18 protein-coding genes are annotated in these 22,915 nt (G+C 42.0%); 11 read left to right on the forward strand and 7 right to left on the reverse strand.

The annotated features are described in order from the left end of the window. The first annotated feature begins 115 nt into the window (after positions 1–115). Both ettA and P3L47_RS18280 read left to right on the forward strand, forming a co-directional pair. The gene (ettA, locus tag P3L47_RS18275) at positions 116–1,804 is read left to right on the forward strand and encodes an energy-dependent translational throttle protein EttA (RefSeq protein ID WP_075557311.1); all 1,689 of its coding nucleotides are present in this window, start codon (positions 116–118) and stop codon (positions 1,802–1,804) included. A 24-nt stretch (positions 1,805–1,828) separates the two neighbouring features. Continuing rightward, on the forward strand, positions 1,829–2,482 hold the full coding sequence (locus tag P3L47_RS18280) for a 3-keto-disaccharide hydrolase (RefSeq protein WP_122373225.1): 654 nt from the start codon (positions 1,829–1,831) through the stop codon (positions 2,480–2,482). Positions 2,483–2,565: 83 nt separating this feature from the next. Here the strand turns inward: P3L47_RS18280 and P3L47_RS18285 are convergent, their stop codons facing one another. Further along, positions 2,566–4,998 carry an alpha-2-macroglobulin family protein gene (locus P3L47_RS18285; protein WP_277781672.1) on the reverse strand — a complete coding sequence of 811 codons (2,433 nt, stop codon included), beginning with the start codon at positions 4,996–4,998 and terminating at the stop codon, positions 2,566–2,568. Positions 4,999–5,103: 105 nt separating this feature from the next. On the opposite strand from P3L47_RS18285, the gene P3L47_RS18290 reads away from it, so the two are divergent. After that, positions 5,104–6,552 (forward strand): mechanosensitive ion channel family protein, encoded by a 1,449-nt coding sequence (locus P3L47_RS18290; protein ID WP_277781673.1) that lies wholly within the window; start codon positions 5,104–5,106, stop codon positions 6,550–6,552. On the opposite strand, the gene P3L47_RS18295 is transcribed toward P3L47_RS18290, so the two are convergent. The 6 genes from P3L47_RS18295 to P3L47_RS18320 all read right to left on the reverse strand — a co-directional run bounded on the left by P3L47_RS18295 (position 6,549) and on the right by P3L47_RS18320 (position 14,061). After that, entirely contained in the window at positions 6,549–6,890 is a 342-nt protein-coding gene (locus tag P3L47_RS18295; protein ID WP_277781674.1) for a hypothetical protein, read from the reverse strand. The two genes, P3L47_RS18290 and P3L47_RS18295, sit on opposite strands and share 4 nt — an antisense overlap. A gap of 457 nt (positions 6,891–7,347) precedes the next feature. Beyond that, positions 7,348–8,928, reverse strand: a complete 1,581-nt coding sequence (locus P3L47_RS18300; RefSeq protein ID WP_277781675.1) for an NAD(P)/FAD-dependent oxidoreductase — start codon at positions 8,926–8,928, stop codon at positions 7,348–7,350. 31 nt (positions 8,929–8,959) lie between these two features. After that, complete coding sequence (gene radA, locus P3L47_RS18305; RefSeq protein ID WP_277781676.1) at positions 8,960–10,333, reverse strand: DNA repair protein RadA; 1,374 nt, start codon at positions 10,331–10,333, stop codon at positions 8,960–8,962. A gap of 34 nt (positions 10,334–10,367) precedes the next feature. Then, positions 10,368–11,324: a hypothetical protein gene (locus P3L47_RS18310; protein WP_122360177.1), complete on the reverse strand. Its 957-nt coding sequence runs from the start codon at positions 11,322–11,324 to the stop codon at positions 10,368–10,370. A gap of 35 nt (positions 11,325–11,359) precedes the next feature. Continuing rightward, positions 11,360–11,905, reverse strand: a complete 546-nt coding sequence (locus P3L47_RS18315) for a ferredoxin domain-containing protein (RefSeq protein WP_122360178.1) — start codon at positions 11,903–11,905, stop codon at positions 11,360–11,362. Between the two features lie 35 nt (positions 11,906–11,940). Next, positions 11,941–14,061, reverse strand: coding sequence for a KamA family radical SAM protein (locus tag P3L47_RS18320; RefSeq protein WP_277781677.1), 2,121 nt, complete (start codon positions 14,059–14,061; stop codon positions 11,941–11,943). 866 nt (positions 14,062–14,927) lie between these two features. On the opposite strand from P3L47_RS18320, the gene P3L47_RS18325 reads away from it, so the two are divergent. The 8 genes from P3L47_RS18325 to P3L47_RS18360 all read left to right on the forward strand — a co-directional run bounded on the left by P3L47_RS18325 (position 14,928) and on the right by P3L47_RS18360 (position 22,849). Then, on the forward strand, positions 14,928–16,250 hold the full coding sequence (locus P3L47_RS18325) for an MATE family efflux transporter (protein WP_225549109.1): 1,323 nt from the start codon (positions 14,928–14,930) through the stop codon (positions 16,248–16,250). A 151-nt stretch (positions 16,251–16,401) separates the two neighbouring features. Beyond that, on the forward strand, positions 16,402–17,250 hold the full coding sequence (locus tag P3L47_RS18330) for a methylated-DNA--[protein]-cysteine S-methyltransferase (protein ID WP_191031536.1): 849 nt from the start codon (positions 16,402–16,404) through the stop codon (positions 17,248–17,250). An 11-nt stretch (positions 17,251–17,261) separates the two neighbouring features. Further along, on the forward strand, positions 17,262–18,203 hold the full coding sequence (locus P3L47_RS18335; protein ID WP_277781678.1) for a DUF1848 domain-containing protein: 942 nt from the start codon (positions 17,262–17,264) through the stop codon (positions 18,201–18,203). An 86-nt stretch (positions 18,204–18,289) separates the two neighbouring features. Then, complete coding sequence (locus P3L47_RS18340; protein WP_427910519.1) at positions 18,290–19,078, forward strand: RteC domain-containing protein; 789 nt, start codon at positions 18,290–18,292, stop codon at positions 19,076–19,078. Between the two features lie 209 nt (positions 19,079–19,287). Beyond that, entirely contained in the window at positions 19,288–19,647 is a 360-nt protein-coding gene (locus P3L47_RS18345) for a helix-turn-helix domain-containing protein (protein WP_017141651.1), read from the forward strand. Continuing rightward, on the forward strand, positions 19,610–21,652 hold the full coding sequence (locus tag P3L47_RS18350; protein ID WP_277781679.1) for an AAA family ATPase: 2,043 nt from the start codon (positions 19,610–19,612) through the stop codon (positions 21,650–21,652). The genes P3L47_RS18345 and P3L47_RS18350 overlap by 38 nt, the downstream gene beginning before the upstream one ends. 12 nt (positions 21,653–21,664) lie before the next feature. Continuing rightward, positions 21,665–21,943, forward strand: coding sequence for a helix-turn-helix domain-containing protein (locus P3L47_RS18355; RefSeq protein ID WP_277781680.1), 279 nt, complete (start codon positions 21,665–21,667; stop codon positions 21,941–21,943). 384 nt (positions 21,944–22,327) lie between these two features. After that, positions 22,328–22,849 carry a dihydrofolate reductase family protein gene (locus P3L47_RS18360; protein WP_277781681.1) on the forward strand — a complete coding sequence of 174 codons (522 nt, stop codon included), beginning with the start codon at positions 22,328–22,330 and terminating at the stop codon, positions 22,847–22,849. Positions 22,850–22,915 lie beyond the last annotated feature (66 nt).

Genomic DNA, 22,915 nt, shown 5'->3' on the forward strand with positions numbered 1-22,915 from the left:
CACTATTATAGGTGCAAAAGAAAGATCATCGGGTATATAAGATATTATTTTCGAATCTGAAGATATTTCCGTAAGTTTGTCCTGGAAAAAAATTAATAAACATACTTTAATTAATATGGCAGACGATAAGAAAATTATTTTCTCGATGGTTGGTGTGAGCAAGACTTTCCCGCCCCAGAAACAAGTATTGAAGAATATTTATCTGTCTTTCTTCTATGGAGCCAAGATCGGTATTATCGGTTTGAACGGTTCCGGTAAGTCCACCTTACTGAAGATCATCGCAGGCATTGAAAAAGAATACCAGGGAGAAGTAGTATTTTCGCCCGGCTATTCGGTAGGTTACCTGGAACAGGACCCGAAACTGGAAGCTGGCAAGACTGTGAAAGAAATCGTACAGGAAGGTGTACAGGATATTGTAGACACATTAAAAGAATACGAAGAAGTAAACGAAAAATTCGGTGATCCGGAAGTGCTGGATGATCCCGACAAGATGGATGCACTGATTGCGCGTCAGGCGGAATTGCAGGACAAGATCGACGCGACCGATGCCTGGAACCTCGACAGCCGCCTGGAACGTGCGATGGATGCCCTGCGCTGTCCGCCCGAAGATCAGATAGTCGATACGCTGTCAGGAGGTGAACGCCGCCGTGTTGCCCTTTGCCGCCTGTTGCTTCAGCAGCCGGATGTGTTGCTGCTCGATGAGCCGACCAACCACCTGGATGCCGAGTCGATCGACTGGCTGGAACAACACCTGCAGCAATATGCCGGAACTGTGATCTGTATCACACACGATCGTTACTTCCTCGACCATGTGGCAGGCTGGATTCTGGAACTCGACCGTGGCGAAGGTATTCCCTGGAAAGGCAATTACTCTTCCTGGCTGGATCAGAAGACGAAGAAGATGGCTATGGAAGAAAAGCAGGTCAGCAAACGCCGTAAGACGCTGGAGCGCGAGCTGGAATGGATCAACATGGCTCCCAAAGCCCGTCAGGCCAAGGGTAAGGCACGTCTGAACTCGTACGAAGCGTTGCTGAACGAAGACCAGAAAGAACGTGAAGCCAAGCTGGAAATCTTTATCCCGAACGGTCCGCGTCTAGGTAATAAGGTGATCGAGGCACAGCATGTAGCGAAGGCTTTCGGTGAGAAGTTGCTGTTCGACGACCTCAACTTCATGCTCCCTCCGAACGGAATCGTCGGTGTGATCGGTCCGAACGGTGCCGGTAAGACAACGCTGTTCAAGATGATTATGGGCATGGAAAGTATCGACAAAGGTACATTCGAAGTGGGCGAAACCGTGAAAGTAGGTTATGCCGACCAGACACATAAAGATATCGATCCGAAAAAGACCGTTTTCCAGGTTGTTTCCGGAGGACAGGAATTTATCCGCGTAGGTGGAAAAGAGATCAACTCGCGTGCTTACCTGTCACGGTTCAATTTTGCAGGTGCCGATCAGGAAAAACTTTGCGGTGTCCTGTCAGGTGGAGAACGCAACCGCCTGCATCTCGCCATTACGCTGAAGGCTGAAGCCAACGTGCTGCTGCTGGACGAACCGACCAACGATATCGACGTGAACACGCTGCGTGCACTGGAAGAAGGTTTGGAAAACTTCGCCGGTTGTGCCGTTGTCGTTTCTCACGACCGTTGGTTCCTCGACCGTATCTGTACGCATATTCTGTCGTTCGAAGGCGATTCGAATGTGGTCTTCTACGAAGGAACATATTCTGAATATGAAGAATACAAGCGCAAACAGGGCGGCGATACAGAGCCTAAACGTGTACGTTACCGTAAACTTATTGTTGATTAATTACTATATAATTCATTTAGAACCATGAAAAAAAGAATGCTCTGCATGGCAGCTATCGCTGCTGCTTTCCTCTGTTTCGGAAGCGATGCTAACGCACAGAAAACGATCAAGTTGTTCAACGGGAAAGACCTTTCCAACTGGAACTTTGTCGTCGACAAAAATTCCGTTCCGGCCGAACAGGTTTATTCCGTAGGCGACGGTGTGATCAAGATCAAAGGACAGCCTTTCGGTTACATGTACACGAAAGAGAAATACGACAACTATAAGTTGCATGTGGAATGGCGTTGGCCGAATGGTGACCAGGGTGCGAACAGCGGTATTTTCCTGTTGATCGCCGAACCGAAGAATCCGTTCCCGAACGGTATCGAATGTAACCTGATGTTAGGCAGTGCCGGTGATTTCGTCTTGTTGGGCGGTTCCGACCTGGCACAGTATCAAGGCAAGCCCGGCGAACCTCGTCCTGGCTTCCCGGTAGTGAAAAAGAACGCTCCCAGCAGCGAGAAGCCTGCCGGAGAGTGGAACGAAGCCAACATCTACGTGAAAGACGGTAAGATCAACGTCTACATCAACGGCGTTTACCAGAACACGGGATGGAACAAGCAGAAAGACGGCTACATCGGCTTGCAGAGCGAAGGGAAAGAAGTGGAGTTCCGTAATGTGACGCTCACTCCCTGGTAAGATTGCAATAAACACAGAATTTGCTAAATAGAAACAGAGGCGGTAGCTTGACAGAGTAAAATCTACAAGCTACCGCTTTTATATTATTCTACTTCTATGCAACTTTTTGAAGTAAAAACAGTGCCATTTTCCGTAATTCCTTCGATGATGACACTGTAGGTCGTAGCATTATCTGAAGAGTAAAAAGAGACTTTTGCTTTCCGGTCTTTCCCGAAAGAAACAGCAGGTTCCCAATGGAGCGTTGTACGTAGATCAGGTTGCAGGGTCGTATCTGAGAGTAAATATTTAGGTGCATAAAACGCTTCCGGTTTTTGGTAACCGGATAACACACTATTAAATAATGATGTGTTGTCTTTTTTTATTTTCTCCCCATATTTGGTAGTAATAACCAAAGCTTTTCTAGGTATCATATCCAGATTCACCCCGCGAGTCTGTCCAAATGTTGAATAGTCAGTTCCCACAATAAGCATCCTGGAGCCGGAAATCACACCTATAGATTTAATAGAAGAGGCTGGTATCATATTAATATCATAACCGTTAGCCATTACCTGGTCATTAATAATGATCAAACAAGGAGGAGGCTCATGCGTTTCTCCCCGACTTAATTTCTCAAAATAAGACCTATACTGCATCATACCTGGCAAATCATTCAGTAAATCATATGTGTAGACCGGATTTTTACGACTGATCTCTTCCTCTCCTATCTCATGTAGATTCAAACGCTCAAAGAATGATTTCTTAGCCAAAACAGATTCACGCTTCTTTCCGGGAATATCGACATTCGGTAACTCGATCGTTCTTATACTATGATCTTTCAGATATTTCTCCGTCGCCTTCGTTTGATAGGCTATCGCCTTTCTTTTTTTATCGGCCTCTTCAGGAGGAAATCGGTGAAACTGCTTCACAACAGGAAAAGTATCTTCATTTATTGTTAAAACAATATTCTCCGAATTTCCTTTTTTTGTCATAGCCTGGATCACACAAAGGGTACTATCGGGAAATTCAAATCCGCTAAAGTTAAAATGCCCCTCTTTATCTGAAACGACAATGTCCGAATAATGATTTTCTGGCATATAAAGAATGACACTAGCCTCATCAGTCGCCTCTTTTTTAAAATATCCATCTTTTACCTGTCCTGTCAAATGCTGAGAAGTTTCATACGGCAACACAGGAGTGATATATTCTTCTTTCATCAGAGAAACGATATTATAACGCCGCCACCCCTGTGTAAGCATAAGTACATCGGCGGCATTTATAGCTAGACGGTTATCTGACTGCAGGTAATAAGATGGATTCTCAATATATCCTTTCAACTCGGATGTCAATAACAAGTCCGACAAAATGGAAGAGGTTGTATCGGGCGACAAGTCTCTGTCATCGGTAACTGCCACTGAAAAAGAGCCCTTCTCTTCTACTCCTCTTGCATCATCCAGACAAATATCCAAAACAATCTTTTCCCGTTTTCCATACGCAGGTTTATCTACAGAAACAGAGACAGTTGCCTGATCTTTATTCAAGCAAAAGATCAAGCGTTCACTTAGTACATTCCCTGCAGGATCGAGTAATGTAATCTGTGAAACTCCGGACGGAAAGCTCTCTGAATTCAGTATCAAATAATCCTGCTCTGCTTTCCAACGTCCCCAATACTGCATATATCCACGTGTATGGATCAGGACGAACAAAGAATCTTTCGGATAACTTAAAGCTTCGGATTCAGAGACTGAAATAACGACCTTACCCCGGCTTCGTTCCACTTTCAATGCGACTGTATTTTCAGCTTCGGGCAACTTGAATCGTTTCTTGTCTCCAAATTCATTGATACATTCCGCATAATACTGCTTACCGGGTAATGCTTTCAACATAAAATATCCCATCCCCAGATGTGTAGAGGTAAATGAAGTCAACGTATCTTGTTTCTCGTCCAAAATATATCCGCTTATGTTGCGGTGTAAACCATCTTTTCCAATAGCTTTAAAAGCTATTTTATGAACTATCTCCTGCGGCAATCGTCCCCCTTCGGGAAAAAACTGAATGTCGTAGTCGAATGCCGTTCCAGCGTATTTCTTCTCTATCTTTTGCTTTATATGTGACAGGATATAAATATTTTTCTGAAAAAAATAATCTTCTTTATTTCTCATATAAGCTGTATAGGCCCGAATATTATATTCACCAGACTGCGTATGTTCTGGTATCTGTAAATAACCATAATAATGATCCAAAGAGTCTGGACGGATCATCACACGATTAACGATAGAGTCATTATCGGCAATCAACTCCGCATAAACATAACGGCTGTTTGCTACAGGCTGATGACTTGCTGCATCGACCAGATAAGCACGAAACCATATTTTCTCACCGGACAAATACATAGGCTTATCCAAATGCAGATGTAACTTTTCCTGGGGATACAATTCCCGCTGAATCTGAAGTTTACGCTCCACACCGCTTGTCGGTAATTGAGAAAAAGCAGGCAAACAAGAAAAAAACAGAATGATTAAAAGAAATGATTTCTTCATAAGCCACTGATATTTAGTACATCTACAAATATAAGATAAAAATATCACGTAACAAATCGGTTTCTTCATTGTTGTATCTAAGTCAACAATAAAACGAACGCCAACATGAGACTGTACAGATCATTATATCTTCTTCTGCTACTATTGGTTATGCATATAACGGGGCAGGCGCAATTGCAAAAGGCTATCAAGGATATTTTTTCGGCTGACGAAATAACGACGGAGCATGCCGACTCCGACTCTATCGATTCGTCCGAATTACAAAAATACGATGCGACTTTCAAGCTGAAAAGTGGACAGATACAGAAACTCGACTCGCTACGGAAAGAGTCGGTCGCCAAAGAGAAAGAGATGAAATATCACGACAGCTGGTGGCAGACGGGGAAACATATACTTTATTTCGTATTGGTATTGCTGGGGCAATTCCTGCTGTTCCGCCTATCTTCCTGGCTTTACAAGAAACTGAAAAACCGTATTCAGCAGTTGAAAGATACCAAACTGAAACCGATCTCCATACAGAATTATGAGATACTGGATACGCAGAAACAGGTCTCCCTATTGATCTTCCTGGCGAATATCCTCCGCTATTTCCTATTGTTCATCCTGCTGGTTTTAACGATACCGATCCTTTTCTCCATCTTCCCGCAGACAAAGGAACTGGCATATAAGATCGCCTATTATATCTGGAATCCCGTAAAAGATATCCTGGAAGGCATCCTCGGCTATATTCCTAATCTTTTCACGATCATCGTGATCTGCCTGGTTATAAAATACGTCATTAAGGGCATCCGGTATCTTGCCACGGAGATAGATGCGGGTAGGTTGAAGATTAACGGCTTTTATTCGGACTGGGCAATGCCGACCTATCATATTATCCGGTTCCTGTTGTATGCATTTATGATTGCGATGATCTATCCTTATCTGCCGGGAGCCAATTCGGGAGTCTTTCAGGGAGTATCTGTTTTTGTCGGGTTGATCGTCTCGCTCGGTTCCAGCACGGTGATCGGAAATATTATTGCCGGCTTCGTAATTACATATATGCGTGCCTTCAAGCAGGGCGACCGGATCAAACTGAACGATACGGTGGGCAATGTGATCGAAAAGACCGCCTTCGTCACCCGTCTGCGCACCATCAAGAATGAGATCGTGACGATACCGAACTCCTTCATCATGTCATCACAAACAGTCAACTATACATCGTCGGCACGCACCTACGGACTGATCATCCACTCGGAGGTAACGATCGGCTACGATGCTCCCTGGCGCAAGGTGCATCAACTTCTGATAGATGCCGCCAAAGCAACACCCGGCGTGATGCCTGAACCGGCTCCCTTCGTTCTCGAAACGGCCCTGAGCGACTTCTACCCTGTCTACCAGATCAACGCTTATATCCAGGAGGCGAACAATATGACGACCATCTATTCGGCCCTTCACCAGAATATTCAGGACTATTTCGATAAGGCTGGCGTAGAGATCATGTCGCCCCATTACACGGCGTTCCGGAATGGCAATGCTTCTACGATCCCCAAGGAAGAAGAGACGAAAACGAATTAAGCAGGCAAACTGCCTATCTGTTCCCTTTTCCATTTGACGAAACCGTCGATTGGTTTATCGAGTTGGAAAAGGAGACGGTCGTCAGCAACAGTTATCAAGACGGCGGAGGGAATCAAAGGGAGACGCATGTGGTCTACGTTGAAAGAGGCTTTCATAATGATTTCACAACCGTCATAAACAACCTCTTTGGCAAGGCTCACTGGAAAATCCTTTGCTACCAGATGGTATGCCGAACGCTCATAAGCGCACCAACAATCGTCTTCCAGGTAAAGGTAGACGTATTTGTCGTTATCTACTTCGTTAAAATAAATCAAGTCAATGTCTGTTACCTGTGTCATAAGTTGATTGTTTTTAGTAGAAAAACAGTACTATTTACCCTGATTTTACCGCTATTATCCGGTGATCGTATTCCTGTTGCAAGAGCCATTGCATTCGTTAGGCTAGGCAGAAGCTAGGTTTGGATGATTGTCAAAGGATAAAAATGCTAGAATCATAGTTCACGTAGGACTATGTCACAGTAAGAGAACAGACTTTTTATAGATGATAAACAAGAGATTTTGTCGCATGCAGACTCACTTTTCACCAAAATGAGGCAAAGTGTACATGAAAGCAGAACGGCTCCGAGAAAATTTCCGGATACCGAATGTGTACCGTCCTCTGTGAGACAGGCAAAAAAAAGATACAATCAGCGCCAGAAGCTATTTCAGGCAGGTCTTTACAAAATAAAGCCTAAGGATCAATTCTTTTAAAATAAATATATATCTTTGAACACAGAAAAACTTAGTCCTACGTGAACTACGTCCCCATTGCTGCCACTCCTTCCGCACAGCGTTCTCCATCGATCGCGGCGGAGACAATCCCTCCTGCATAACCTGCTCCTTCCCCGCAAGGGAAAAGTCCTTTTAGGGTAATATGCTGATACGTATCGCGATCACGAAGAATGCGAACAGGGGAAGACGTACGTGTCTCCACTCCTATCATCAGTGCTTCGTTGGTCAGGAAGCCTTTCGATGTTTTCCCGAAATAACGGAAACCATCCCGCAAACGGCTGGTTACAAATTCGGGCATCCAAAAATGAAGCGGTGAAGCCAGTAAACCGGGCGTATAAGATGACACAGGCAAGTCGAAGGAGTTTTTCTTATTGACGAAATCATTCATACGCTGTGCCGGAGCTGTCTGTTTCATGCCGCCGTTCAACCAGCAGACTTCCTCCAAACGCTCCTGAAAAGCCAGCAGGGCTAATGGAGAATCGGCAGGAACTGTCATTTCTTCCTGTTTCATCAGTTCGGAATAGTCTTCCGGACGGATCTCCACCACCATGCCGGAATTGGACCAGCGGGAGCCGCGATTAGACGGAGACATTCCATTGACAACAACCTGTTTAGGACCACTCGCCGCCGGCACTACGAATCCTCCCGGACACATGCAAAAAGAATAGACTCCCCGACCATTTGCCTGGGTTACAAAACTATACTCGGCTGCCGGAAGATACTTGCCTCTTCCCTCCCGCCGATGATACTGAATCTGGTCGATTAGTTCCTGCGGATGTTCCAGACGGACACCGACAGCGATACCTTTTGCTTCGATAGGAATCTGTTTCTCATAAAGATACCGGTAGACATCACGGGCAGAATGGCCTGTTGCCAGGATAACCGGACCATAAAAACTTTTACCTGTATGGGTTTCCACTCCGATCACTTCGTCTTTTTCGATGATCAAAGCATCCATACGGGTTTCAAAATGAACCTCTCCTCCACAGCGGATGATCTGCTCGCGGATATTCTCTATCACGCGGGGCAGTTTGTCCGTTCCGATATGCGGATGAGCATCGGCGAGAATGGAGGTACTCGCTCCATGCTGGCAGAAAACATTCAATATCTTATCTACCGATCCGCGTTTCTTGCTGCGGGTATATAGTTTTCCATCGGAATAAGCTCCTGCCCCACCTTCTCCGAAACTGTAATTCGATTCACTGTTTACCGTATGTTCACGGCTGATCAGAGCTATATCTTTCTTACGCTCACGTACATTCTTTCCTCTTTCAATGATGACCGGACGCAAACCCAATTCAATCAGGCGAAGGGCTGCGAACAAGCCTCCCGGACCGGCACCGACTACCACGACCTGTTTTCCAGCCGATACATCTTTATATTCTATAGACTGAAACTCCGGTTCTTCCGGTTGCTCGTTAATAAAAGCACGTAGTTTGACATTTACATAGATCGTACGCTGGCGGGCATCAATAGAGCGTTTCAGAACCCTGACAGCCTGTATCTCTTTCGGAGCAGCACCTGTCTCCCGGGCTACCACCTGTTTCAACGACTGCTCGTTTGCTGCCTCTTCCGGCAAAATGCGGAGTTGTAATTCTTGTATCATTATTTATTTCTTTGCTGATAAAAATGGGTATTTAACCGAACAATTGACGGAATGCCTCTTCGACCTTTTTGACCTGTATAATCTGTATTTTACATTTTGCCGTATCGAATCCTTTCAGATTATTATGAGGGATAATAATACGGGTAAAGCCTAGCTTCTCAGCTTCCAGGATGCGTTGCTCGATACGGTTGACCGGACGGATCTCTCCCGACAAACCGACTTCACCACACATGCACACACCTTGTTCGATACTGATATCGAGACTCGACGAAAGGATCGCACTGATAACAGCCAGGTCGATTGCCGGGTCGTTCACCTTCAATCCGCCCGCGATATTCAGAAAGACATCTTTCTGTATCAGCTTAAATCCGGCACGTTTCTCCAGGACAGCCAGGAGCATATTCATCCTCCGAAGATCGAACCCGGTCGCACTACGTTGCGGGGTTCCGTAAACAGCCGAACTGACCAAAGCCTGTGTCTCGATCAGGAAAGGGCGAATCCCTTCGATGGCAGCGGCAATCGCCACACCGCTCAGTCCTTCATGGTTTTGTGTCAACAGCAGTTCCGACGGGTTACTGACTTCACGCAAACCATCCTGGCGCATTTCGTAAATTCCCAGCTCCGCCGTACTGCCGAAGCGGTTCTTAATGCTTCGGAGGATACGGTACATATAATGCTGGTCACCCTCGAACTGAAGAACCGTATCGACGATATGTTCCAATACTTTTGGTCCGGCAATACTTCCTTCCTTATTAATATGCCCTATCAACAGGACAGGAACACCACTTTCTTTGGCATACTTCAAGATGGCAGCACTACACTCACGTACCTGCGACACGCTGCCGGGAGAAGATTCTACAAGCTCCGTATAGATTGTCTGAATAGAGTCTATGATCAATAAATCCGGTTGTACGTTACGTGCCTGGATAAAGATTTGTTCCAGATTGGTTTCACTAAGAATAAAACATTCCGGGTTTTCATGAGCGATACGATCGGCGCGAAGTTTCAGTTGCCGGCTGCTTTCCTCACCGGAGACATATAACGTTTTCAGATTGTTCAGCCTCAAAACCGTTTGCAAAACCAAAGTCGACTTACCGATACCCGGTTCACCGCCGATCAGTACCAATGAACCTTTAACCAAACCGCCTCCCAAGACACGGTTCAGCTCTTCGTCTTTCAAATCGATTCGTGTTTCTTCTTCGGATGTAATGTCGCGAAGCAGTACCGGACGGACTTTCCCTGTTTCTCTTATACCAGGAATAATCCGTTTTGCAGCAGGATCTTTAGTTGCTACGATCTCCTCCACATACGTATTCCACTCGCCGCAATTCGGACACTTACCGATCCATTTAGGAGAGTCTGCTCCACAATTGGAGCAGACATATACTGTTTTTGTCTTAGCCATACATCTTTAAGATTTGACGTAAAGATAGGAAAAGTTAGCCAAATAAGTCGAGTGTAAGTTGTTTCTTCTCCGCCTCCAGCTTACGCAGATGACGCTTGCCTTGCGGGGTAACGATTTCCATTTTATCGAAACGGGTACGGATCACGGTGGTCACCGTATAGCTGATGTTGACCGTCTCACCCAGCTCGCTTAATTTACGTGCGATCTCCAGTACGCAATCGATACACATTCCGCTCGTAAAAGAAATCTTTTCGTCGAACATCTGCTTTTTGAAATCTTCGTCACACATATAGAAGTCGATCGTCTCGCCCCCTTTGTTATAAATGCCTTTCCAACGGTAACGACTGTCTTTCAATACCGGCGAGATTATTTCAATCGTTGCTTTATTATCCTTGATAGTCGGCAGATCGTCCGAACGAAGGATAAAGTAATCGAACTGTTCTCGTTTCACTTCCAGAGAACCTGAACGAGCACGATTCTTGTCATTTAATTCCCGTACATTAATTTTCGTCACTTTGGGATATCCGCGCAACGCTTCATAGAAGTTGGATTTATATTTACAGAATTTCGGCCAGGAAGCCAACAGTTCTACCAATTCGCGAGGTATCAGAGCTCCCGCCTGCTTCAATTTAAGCGAACGTTTCAGGAGGGAGATCTCTTTCTGCATATCTTCCTCATCCGTATTGGTCCGGTCTACCAAAGGCTGCCCGCCGACAGACAAGGTCGGCCTTGTTAAAACCTGCATCAGAATATTTAATACTACCGAGATAGAGCGCGAACTCTCGCCTGCTATCGGCCATACGACCCGATATCCGCCTTCCTGTGAAAAGGGTTCACAATGGGCAGTCATCTTCACATCCAGCAGATCTGCCAGGACACGCAGCATGGAAAGTATCTCTTTCTCACACCGATGTTTAATCCAGGCATCCATATAAGCGGATTTATCGTTAAATGAATAACGTAGTTCAAGTTTGTTGTCAAACTTTATCATAAAGTCATCGTGTTATTTGTCCTAATTCCAGCTAATTATTTCACGGGGTGTTCTTTTGGCTTACGATCAAAGAACGGATTCTTCGAAGAAGCACTGACAGGGATAGCCATGACGCATTTACTATCCTCCCCCAGCCATCCCAAACGCTGCGCAGCCAGGCCGGCACTAAACATAACACGCGTATCCAGACGTAAATCGGAAGCCGTAGCACAAGCCGACCCGATGGCAATACCTAAATCCACTGAATTGATGGTACACGGCACTTCTGCCGGTTTCTCCACGCAGGTATCAAAACCACAATGTGCACAGTTCAAACCTTGCACCTGCTGGCGTGTACCAAGTATCACGACCGCTTCGGCACTCAGAACATTATCCGCATCACGTAAGAAAAACTTCAATCCGGTTTCAGCTGCCACCTTCAGCATCTCGTCAGACAAGCGTTGTATATCTTCGTCAGTAACCATTGCTATTTCTATAATATCGATTCCCTTCCCCTTGGGAGCCGTACGGGCAGCCGTCATCATCTGACGGACAGCCTCTAACACATGTTCGTGCCGTATTTCTCTTTCGTTCTGTATCATCTTTTTATTGGTTTAGCAGGAACAAAGATACACTTTTACTCGCTTTCGAGTTCAAGATTGGTCATCTTTTCTGTAATCATGAACGGATAATCGGGATATTCATACAGGCTGAAACGTGGTTCAGTCTTTCCCTCGCAATAATTCCAGATGCTGCGGTACTCCTTCACATCCTCTCCCATCTCTTCCAATTGCCGCAAATAGGCTGCCACCGACTTGTTCTCTACAATATATACCTGCCCCAATTTATTGATGATCGGGCTATGGCGACGACCGGTATCATGGTCAAACCTCAAGATACGTTTTCCTTCGGCTGTCAATCCTACAGTCTTAAATGTCATACTCTTGCCTATTGCCGGAAGATTCAGCACGTTACGATCTGTCGCAGCGAACAGCAAATGATTCTCACGCAGGAAATTATACAGCTTCCTGCCCAAAGGACGCTTGTTGGTCACTATATCGTCCAGTTCAGCCAATTTATCATCAGGAACTCTTCCGAAAATCTTTTCTTCATGCTGTTCCTGGAGTGAACGGCTGTTTGGTGTGAATACGGCATAATTTTCATGGAAGCCTTTCACAGAAAAGGTGTAATAACAGATCACCCCGACAGAGTTGAGTGTTTGCCGCAATTTAGCCGTATGTCCGCGACGGGAAGCAGCAACGGTATAAACCAGCTGGTTCGTAATCACCCAACCGGCATCGAGTATCGCTTTTATAGCACGTTTTGCTTCCGGAGTTACCTCCAAAGGAGACTGGAAATGTGTTTGGATAATGAACTGGGAAACTCCGACAGTCGATGCTTTTTCCTTGAACTCTCTAAGGACAGAGACCAGTTCGTCGGTTATTCGCAAAGGCAGATAGGCCAGCAAACGCGATCCCAGACGGACCCGCTGCAACTCGGCCAACTTCTCCCCTTCCGGACGCAATTCATTCGCTTTGCGCTTCCGGACAGCCATCTTATAGACGGCATCCAATATTTTACGTAATGTAGCGTTCTGGCTCATCAAAGCATCTCCGCCGGTGATCAGAATATCGCGCAGCTGGGCATCTTCTTCAAAATAATGCATCAAACGGCGTAACTTCTTATCCCATGTTTCTTTCGGCTTCAATGCTTCAAAATCAAAGTTAAGACGCTCGCTCTGAAAATCATACATACGCTGGCAGGAAGCACACAAACCACCGCAGGCACGCCCCATTGAATCAGGGATCAGGATAGCAACTTCCGGATAACGGCGGTGAATATTATGTCCTTCCGGCAATAGCCATCCGGCAGCATTCGGTTTACCGGCTTCCACTATATCTTCTTTTTCCCAGGCTTTTATACTTCCATAGGTATCGACCAATTCATTTGAATAAAGGATATATGAGCGGATTGCCTGGTCGTCATATCCATCTTTTTCCGGATTCAGCAAAGACAGGTAATAAGGGGTGACGAAAAATGGCATACCTTTCTTCCTAGCCCGTGCAAGCAGATGCATCATTTCTTCCGAAAGAGATTCTCCCAGGAAATAATTCAGTTCTGTCGGACTTTTGATTGCCAGAGACAAATGGAAACGTGCTGTATTCCACCATTCTTTCACCTGATCGTACTTTTCATCATAGGTCATTTCCGGTGAGAACTGAAAACGGGACGAAGGTGCATTCCTCCGCTCGATCTTACGGATCAGCCGCTTTATTATACGGTCTTTATTAGCCTCACGTATGGCAATAACATCTTCATCCAATCCTGTAGGCCAGCGATTCATCTGGCGTTTTACCAAAGCACGATCCGGTTCCGCCACTTCCGGATGCTCCAGCAACATGAACTGATGGTAAAGATCTATAAACAGGTCAGGCGAAACCTCTTCTGTTAATTTACCTGCCAGTAATTGCCAAAAATAAGTGATAGTCTGTATAGGCATCTCCTCACCGGTCGAAAGTTCATCTATCGGCGATCCGTCATATTCTATTAAAAGCAAAATACGCTTCGCCACGGCATTTCCCATATTACTGCCACCTCCGTTGATTTCAATCCGGGAAGAAACAAACGAGCGTAGAGCCTCCCTGAACAGTTTCACGTTCAGACTCTCTTCCGCCATTGTCACCAAATGAGGAAAGTCCCTGTTAAACACTCTGAGTAAATAAGAATTGTCGTACGTTAGTTCTTTTCTTTTAATCATAAACATCACTGCTTTTTAGATAGATTAGAATAATATGTGAATCATGCCGCTTACCTGGAGAGATTATGTCCGGGGATACATTACACTTGTCTACAAATATAATATTTTTAATCGGAAACGCATGAATTTTCACTTTTAAAACATCCTAATTGATAAAATTTCAAGAGCAAAATGACATTCTTATGAGCTTTTTATTACATTTTGATTTCATTTCCGGATTTATATAAGAAAGAGGATATTTTTACTTTTACATAAACCTTGAAAAATATGAGTTAGATTTTGTTTTTATCAAAAACTTTTTCTATCTTTGTAGAAAGTAATATTTGAGGCTAAAGCCTCTCATTTTAGGTAAAGGTATTGGTCATTATAAGTATTACGAAAAGTCTACTTGTGAAAGTAGACTTTTTTTTATTTCATTATAGTCGAAACCGGCTTAACTACGACAAATCAACCCATTAAAATTATAATATACTAAAAAAGGTCCTACAAATACCTTGTAGAACCTCTTATATTTTACCTGCAATCCGGTAATCTTGCGGAGAGACAGGGTAATGAACCCATCTCCTTATGTCGCTTTAATTCAACTCTTTATCAATATGTCAATGCCTTAGGGGGTACAATTTAGGTTTCAAAAAAGACGTTTATCTGTCGTCCTTTGACTGTTCATTGTCTGCCTAAAACTTCGGTTCAAAGATACTGCTTCTTTTTGGATTACGCAAATGTCTGAATATAAATGTTTCAGCTTAGGTGTAAGGTGCAAGCTATATATAGATATATACTTGCACCTTACACCTAAAGCAAGAATCGGGTTGCTCCCATAAAATCCTATTACGTAATTTGCGGCTATTTTATAAAATAACTCAATTATGCAATTTACAAGTAAAGAAATTCGTCATATCACATATCCAGTATTAATCAGCCTATTAATGCAACAACTGATAGGATTAACAGATACAGCATATTTAGGACGTGTAGGAGAAGTTGAATTAGGCGCATCGGCTGTAGCAAGTATGTATTATCTTGCCATTTATATGTTAGGGTTTGGTTTTAGTGTGGGTGCTCAAATTTTAATAGCCCGCCGTAATGGAGAAAAACAGTACCATCGCATAGGTGCTATTTTCATGCAAGGAACATTATTCTTATTAGTCATAGCAACCTGTGTATTCATCCTCTCAAAAGTTTATTCCCCGCAGTTACTACATTTGATGATAAAATCTAAAGATGTGTACTATGCCGCAATAGATTATATGGACTGGCGTGTATATGGCTTCTTTTTTTCTTTCATATCAGTGATGTTCCGTGCATTTTATATCGGTACAACACAGACAAAGACATTAACAATCAATTCTGTTGTTATGGTACTTACCAATATGATATTGAATTATATTTTAATCTTTGGTAAATTAGGATTTCCAGCTATGGGGATTGCTGGTGCAGCTATCGCCTCTTCTATCTCGGAAGCTGTATCGGTTATATTCTTTTGTATATACACTCACCAAAAGGTAAACTATAAACTATATAGGTTATTCCATTTTGCAGGCTTTAAAATAAAGACCCTGTTAGAAATATTGAATGTGTCTTTTTGGACAATGATTCAGTCATTTATATCTACTGGTTCATGGTTGGTCTTTTTCATTGCGATAGAACATCTTGGAGAACGTTCTCTTGCCATAACTAACATAGTACGGAATACTTCTGCTCTATTATTTATTTTTGTCAATGCTTTTGCATCTACAGGTAGTTCGCTTGTTAGCAATTTAATAGGGAATGGAGAAATTAAAAAGGTGATGCCACTATGCAACAACATAATTAGAAACTGCTATTGTTTTGTAATTCCATTGGCTATTATTATTGCGATATTTCCTACGATGTTCCTACGTATATATACAGATACTCCGGATTTGATAGCAAATGCCCTACCGTCACTTTGGGTAATGTTGTCGGCATATATAGTTGCTGTTCCGGCTTTTGTCTATTTCTTTGCAGTTTCGGGAACAGGCAGTACACGTTCAACCTTATTTATTGAGTTGTGCAGCCTATGTATATATGTCGGCTACATCGTATATATTGCGGTTTACCTAAAAATGGATGTTGCAATATGTTGGACTTCGGATATTGTTTATTATGCCATGATTTTCACTTCTTTTTTTTATCTATGGAAAGGCAACTGGCAAAATAAGAAAATCTAATGAAGTATCAATATAATATTTTGTGATATAACATTTTAGCATACAATAGCAAGAAATGGGTTGTAGGCATTAGTAGCAATCCCTATCTTTGCGCCTATTTCATATAGTACCGAGAGCGAACCATCTTTAGGATTTATCAAACATGGTTATTATGATTGAAAATATAAACTATACAAGAATTGAAAAAGCTATTCAATATTTGGTTGAGAACTTTAAGCAACAGCCAACATTAGATGAATTAGCACAATATATTGGCGTAAGTCCTTTTCATTTCCAACGAATATTCACGGAATGGGCAGGAATAAGCCCAAAGAAATTTTTGGAACATCTCACGATAGAAGCCTTGAAACAAGAGTTACAAGATACTTCCAACCTGATTGAAGCAGCCGAAAAAGTGGGGCTATCTGCCCAATCGAGAGTTTATGACTTATTTGTAAAAATAGAAGCCGTCACACCACAAGAGTACAAGAGCAAAGGAGCAGGTATTCGTTTTGAATATGGCTTTTCCGCAACTCCTTTTGGAGAATGTTTTATAGTTTCCACATCAAGAGGGATATGTGAAATGCAATTTTCAGATTGCGATAGAAACTCTCTAATAAATGAAATAAAGCACGGATGGGCAAATGCACAATTCTTTCAAAATGACGGGATGGCTCAAGAGATTGCAGAAAAGATTTTTTCGCCTTATGCAGAAAACAAATCACTTACGCTATGGTTGAAAGGAACTCCATTTCAAATAAAAGTTTGGAAGGCATTACTTGAAATTCCATTTGGAAGTGTAACATCTTATAGTCAAGTTGCCACAAATATAGGAGATACGCAATCAACCTTTGCTGTAAGAAGAGCCGTTGCGAATAATCCTGTGGGCTTTGTAATTCCTTGTCACAGAGTAATACGTAATACCGGAATTATAGGCGATTATCATTGGAAGAAAGAAAGAAAAGCAACTATCATCGGCTGGGAAAAAGCGATTAAGAATAAAACAATAAATAATATCTAAAAAGATTAATAATGATATTATCAGTAAGTCGTAGAACTGACATCCCTGCTTTTTATTCAGAATGGTTTATTAACCGTTTACGTGAAGAGTATGTGTTAATTCCTAATCCATATAATCCAAATCAGTTAAGCCGTATATCATTGTCTCCTCAAAAAATAGATTGTATTGTTTTTTGGACTAAAAACGCACTGCCATTACTAAGGAAATTAGATGTTATTGAAGATTTAGGATATAAAGATTATTATTTTGAATTTACAATTACAGCCTATGATGATAAAGTAGAAAAGTATCTTCCACAAAAAGAGAACGTTATAGAAGTATTTCAACGACTAAGCGATAGAGTTGGCACTAATCGGGTAGATTGGCGGTTCGATCCTATAATTATCAATAAACAGTTTACAGAAAGCTGGATATTAAATCGTTTTGAACAATTATGCAAATCGTTGGCAGGATATACGAATAAATGTATTATTAGTTTTATTGATATTTATAGGCATATCCGCCCAAATTTCACCGAAATACCTTTAACGGTGAAAGAAAATATAGTGGAAAATTTAGTGAATATTGCATCCGCCTATAATTTGAAACTTTATATGTGTAGCGAAAATCAAGATTACAGTTCGTATAGATTATACCATTCGACTTGCATTGATAAAGAAAAAATAGAAAGTATTATTGGCTGTAAGCTCAATGCTCGAAAAGATATTGGACAGAGAAAGAATTGCGGATGTATTGAAAGTATTGATATTGGAGTCTATAATACCTGTAAACATGGATGCAGTTATTGTTATGCTACTGCATATTCCACTATAAGTAGAAATGAAGAAATGCAATATAATCCATGTTATCCCATATTAACAGGTTATCCTACTGGTAAAGAGAATATAACAAATAAAAAGACAGTCTCTTTAAAAGATTATCAATACTCCATGGACTGTTTTAAAGAAATATAGTACAAACAATTTTTCACGCAAATCACATGAAACAATACATAGATAAGTTATTGTCTAAAATCAATACAGAGATAGAAACGTCCTGTATGGATAGTGACGTATCTTCCGATAAAGCTATATATATGATTGATTTCATCAGACCATTATTTGAAGAACTAAGAGAGTTTATCCACCAATATACTTTTCAGGATGCTAATGAAGAAATATTATTCTTCAAAGATATTAAGCCATTCATTTTAAGCAAACTGATATATTTTAATGACATATATCTACTTGAACTAAGAAAGCCGAACGGCAGCAAAGAAGTTCTAAAAGAGTATTATAAAAAAAAGCAAACGGCAATAACGGAGTTTTGCAATGCTAATCTTGACTTCTACCAATATTATCGTTCTAAAGCCACACACTTAGATAGATATTATTTTCTTAGAGAACATGAGAATTACAAACTATGCCATAACTGTGGTATGTTTGATAAAGACCCATTGTTTTCAACTTGCTGCGACCATAGGGTTGCTAAGATGCTGGCTTATGATATGTTGGAAATCTATCTGCAACAACGATTACAGGAACTTGAAAGGAAAGAAGTAATAGAAAATAGCAGGACTTCATTACCTGACAATCCTTTCCTATGGACAGGCACAAAAATAGCTGCTATCGAATTGGGATATGCTATCTATGCTGCCGGAGTACTTAATAATGGAAACGCTGATATAAAAGAGATAATGACTTATATAGAAGCATCATTCAAAATAGATTTAGGGGATTATTACCGGACTTATCTTGCAATAAGAGAAAGGAAGAAAGATAAGACATCATTCCTTACCAACCTTATAAATAAGCTCCTGCAAAAAATGGACGAAGACGATAAGTTATAATAAACTTCCTTGAAAAAACTACCAAGTTACTACCAACTTGGTAGTTTTTTATGCCCTATTCTAAAGTAGATTTTCACCCTCTTTTCTCCTTGTTTCACCCTGTTTTAGCACCAATTTCCACAAAAAATAAATCAACCAACTTGGTGGTATCTTGTAAGTTTTATCTTTTGCAACTCCCGACCTTTGCAGCAAATCAATTAGTTAGCAAAATGGAGATAATAACATTCGAGTCAAAAGCCTATAAGGATTTAGACAACAAAATTACCGCTATCGCCGATTATATATTCAATCACACAGAAGCGGAAAACACTAATGAAGATGAAATTTGGGTGGATAGTTACGAAGTCTGTACATTCTTAAAAATCAGTGACCGGACATTACAACGCTTACGGGCTGCAGGGACTATCACCTATTCCAACATCAAGGGGCATTATTTCTACAAAATCGGAGAAATAAAACGATTATTGGAAGAACGCCTGATTAAACGAGATAAGGACAGTATTAATGACCTGATAACCAACCACCAGCTATATGTTAAGGAAAGAAGAAATATTAGAAAGGACAAGTAACGGGTTATCCGTGTTCAAACACTATGTACCCGGTAATTGGCGGATAGGTCGAAATTTCTTAAACCCGCTTTATGAAGATAATAAAGCGTCCTGTAACATCTATTTCGACCGCCGAAGCGGTATTTATAAGATGAAAGATTTCGGCAATGACAATTATAGTGGTGATTGTTTCTTTTTCGTGGGGCAACTTAAAGGGTTGGACTGCAATAATTCGATAGATTTTGTGGAAATACTGGAAACCATAGACCGGGATTTGGGATTGGGACTGACAATAGGCAATCCAATACCTGTTACCCGTACTTCTTTCCGTATAGTAGATGATATACCGGAAGAAACACCTGAAAAAGAAAGCAAACCTTACCAATTCAGGGAACAGAAATTTCCGCTTGCTGAATTGATGTATTGGCAACAGTACGGTATCACACCGGAAGTGTTGGAACTCTACAAGGTGTGTTCCTTACGGGATTTTCAGAGTATAACGGCGGATGGGACACCGTTCACTTATACTTCATCAGTGACAGAACCGATGTACGGGTATAAGAATAAACGGTATATAAAATTGTACCGTCCATTCTCAAAAACCCGTTTTCTATATGGTGGTAACTTCGGGGAAAACTATTGTTTCGGATTGGAGCAACTACCCGCAAAAGGTGATACACTTTTTATTACTGGTGGTGAAAAAGATGTCATGTCATTGGCGGCACATGGTTTCCATGCTATTTGCTTCAACAGTGAAACAGTAGCTATCCCGCCTACCCTGATTTATAAACTGACATTCCGTTTTAAGCATATCATCCTATTATATGATACCGATAAGACGGGCAAGGAAAGCGCACGCAAACAGGAAAAACAGTTGGAAGAATTGGGGGTAAAACGCTTGCTCCTACCACTTCCCGGAACGAAAGAGGAAAAGGATATTTCCGATTATTTCAAGGCTGGGAATACCCGTGAAGATTTCCTGAAATTGTTTATCGAATTTTTAGATAACCTATATAGTGATACATTGATTATGCTTAAATCGTGCGAAATAGACTTCAATAATCCTCCGGCAAAAGCAAAGGTGATAATTTCCGCCGGAGATGTTCCATTGGGGACACAAGGAAACTTGTTCGGTATTACAGGCGGCGAGGGAACAGGAAAAAGTAATTATATAGCCGCAATGTTGGCGGGCTGTATCTACCAACCTGATAAGGAAGTAGATACGCTTGGCATACAGATAGCCGCCAACAGTAAACATAAAGCGGTATTACTTTATGATACAGAACAGTCCGAAGTGCAACTGTTCAAGAATGTAAGTAACCTACTGGCACGTGCGAAGCAACCGGACAAACCGGAAGAACTGAAAGCATTTTGTCTGACAGGTATGTCCCGAAAAGAACGGCTGCACGCCATTGTTCAAAGTATGGATAAGTTTTATTACCAATACGGGGGCATACAATTAGTAGTGATAGATGGTATCGCCGACCTTGTAAAGAGTGCCAATGATGAAGTGGAAAGCGTGGCGGTGATAGATGAACTGTACCGACTGGCAGGAATTTATAATACCTGTATTCTTTGCGTGCTGCATTTCGTACCCAATGGATTGAAGCTGCGGGGACATTTAGGCTCGGAATTACAACGTAAGGCGGCAACTATCCTTTCCATTGAAAAGGATGAAGAGCCTACACAATCGGTAGTAAAAGCCCTGAAAGTAAGGGATGGTAGCCCGTTGGATGTCCCTTTGATGCTGTTCGCATGGGATAAAACAGCCGGAATGCACCTTTACAAAGGAGAAAAGCCACGAGAGGAAAAAGAAAAACGCAAGGAAAAGGAACTGGTCGGTGTTGCCCGTGACGTGTTCGGCAGACAGGAACACATCACCTACATAGACTTATGCGAACAGATACAGCAAATCTTGGACGTGAAAGAACGTACCGCAAAAAGCTATATCCGCTTCATGCGGGAAAAGGATATTATCGTCAAAGATCCGTCCAACCAAAGTTATTTTATGATTGGTTTAATTTAATCAGGCAGCCTTATGTATATAGATAAAGACGATTTTACCGCATGGATGGAACGTATCATGGATAGGTTCGATATGCAGGACAAAAAAATAGACCGGGTAATTAAGGGGCGTAACTGTTTGGACGGTGAACAACTGCTGGATAATCAGGACTTATGTCTGCTTCTGAAAGTAGCCCCCCGGACGCTAACCCGTTACCGAAAAAAAGGAATACTCCCTTTCCTTATGCTGGATGGCAGGTGTTATTATCGTGCCACGGACGTGCACAAGTTAATACGGGAGAAAACCGATTAATTTTTTCTTTTCTAATGGCTTTTAATCCTGTTTTGTCGTGAGATAAGGCAGGATTTCTTTGTTTTGTATGCCTGACTTTTCAGGGATTTAGCTAACTTTGCAAAAGTTACATAAGAAAATAACGGCGATTGAACAGTAACCTGTGATTTCGTCTTTATATATAACATATTCGTTCGCAGAACGTCTCAAAGTAGAAAACTGGCACTTTTCAATAATGACGAGATTTTCAGCGCAATGTCTATGCTATGTTTTAACATAGCGTGGGCTTGCCTGTTTCGTCATTTAGGTATGCCAGTACCTCTACTTTGAAGCAGTGTAAGTTCACGCTTCTTTTTTGATGCACTGGCGAACAGTTTATTAATGGAAACTGTTAAATACCCAATTATGAAACATTTAAAAACTTGTATTGCATTATCTCTCGATGGTTTCATAGCCAGAAAGGATAATGAATTGGATTGGATGCCTGAAAACGTAAAGAAAGAGATTTCAGCAGCCTACGAACAACCCGGCGTATTGCTTGCCGGAGTGAATACCTACACTTATATTTTTGAACATTGTGGCGGATGGCCGTACAAAAGTAAAAAGACTTTTGTAGTGTCCCACTACGATACCAATGTGACGGAAAAGGAGAATGTAACCTTTCTTACCGATATGCCTTTACGTGCGGTCAATGAACTTAAATCAAGTTCGGAAACCGACATTCAGGTTATCGGTGGCAGTAAGTTCATAACCTCGCTGGTTGAAGCGTCCCTGCTGGATGAAATAACCCTGTATATTGTTCCGGTCATGCTGGGGGACGGTATCAGGTTCATAGGAAAAACATTCGGGTCGAAGTGGAAACTGACCCAAAACAAGATACTGGATAATCAAGTCGTTTACCTGACCTACCGATATAAAGGAGAGTGATTAAAAAAGCACCCGGTATCCCTCCGGGTGCTTCAACCACAAAAATTTCAATTATAAATTTATCTA

Source organism: Parabacteroides chongii (genome assembly GCF_029581355.1).
GTDB lineage: Bacteria > Bacteroidota > Bacteroidia > Bacteroidales > Tannerellaceae > Parabacteroides > Parabacteroides chongii.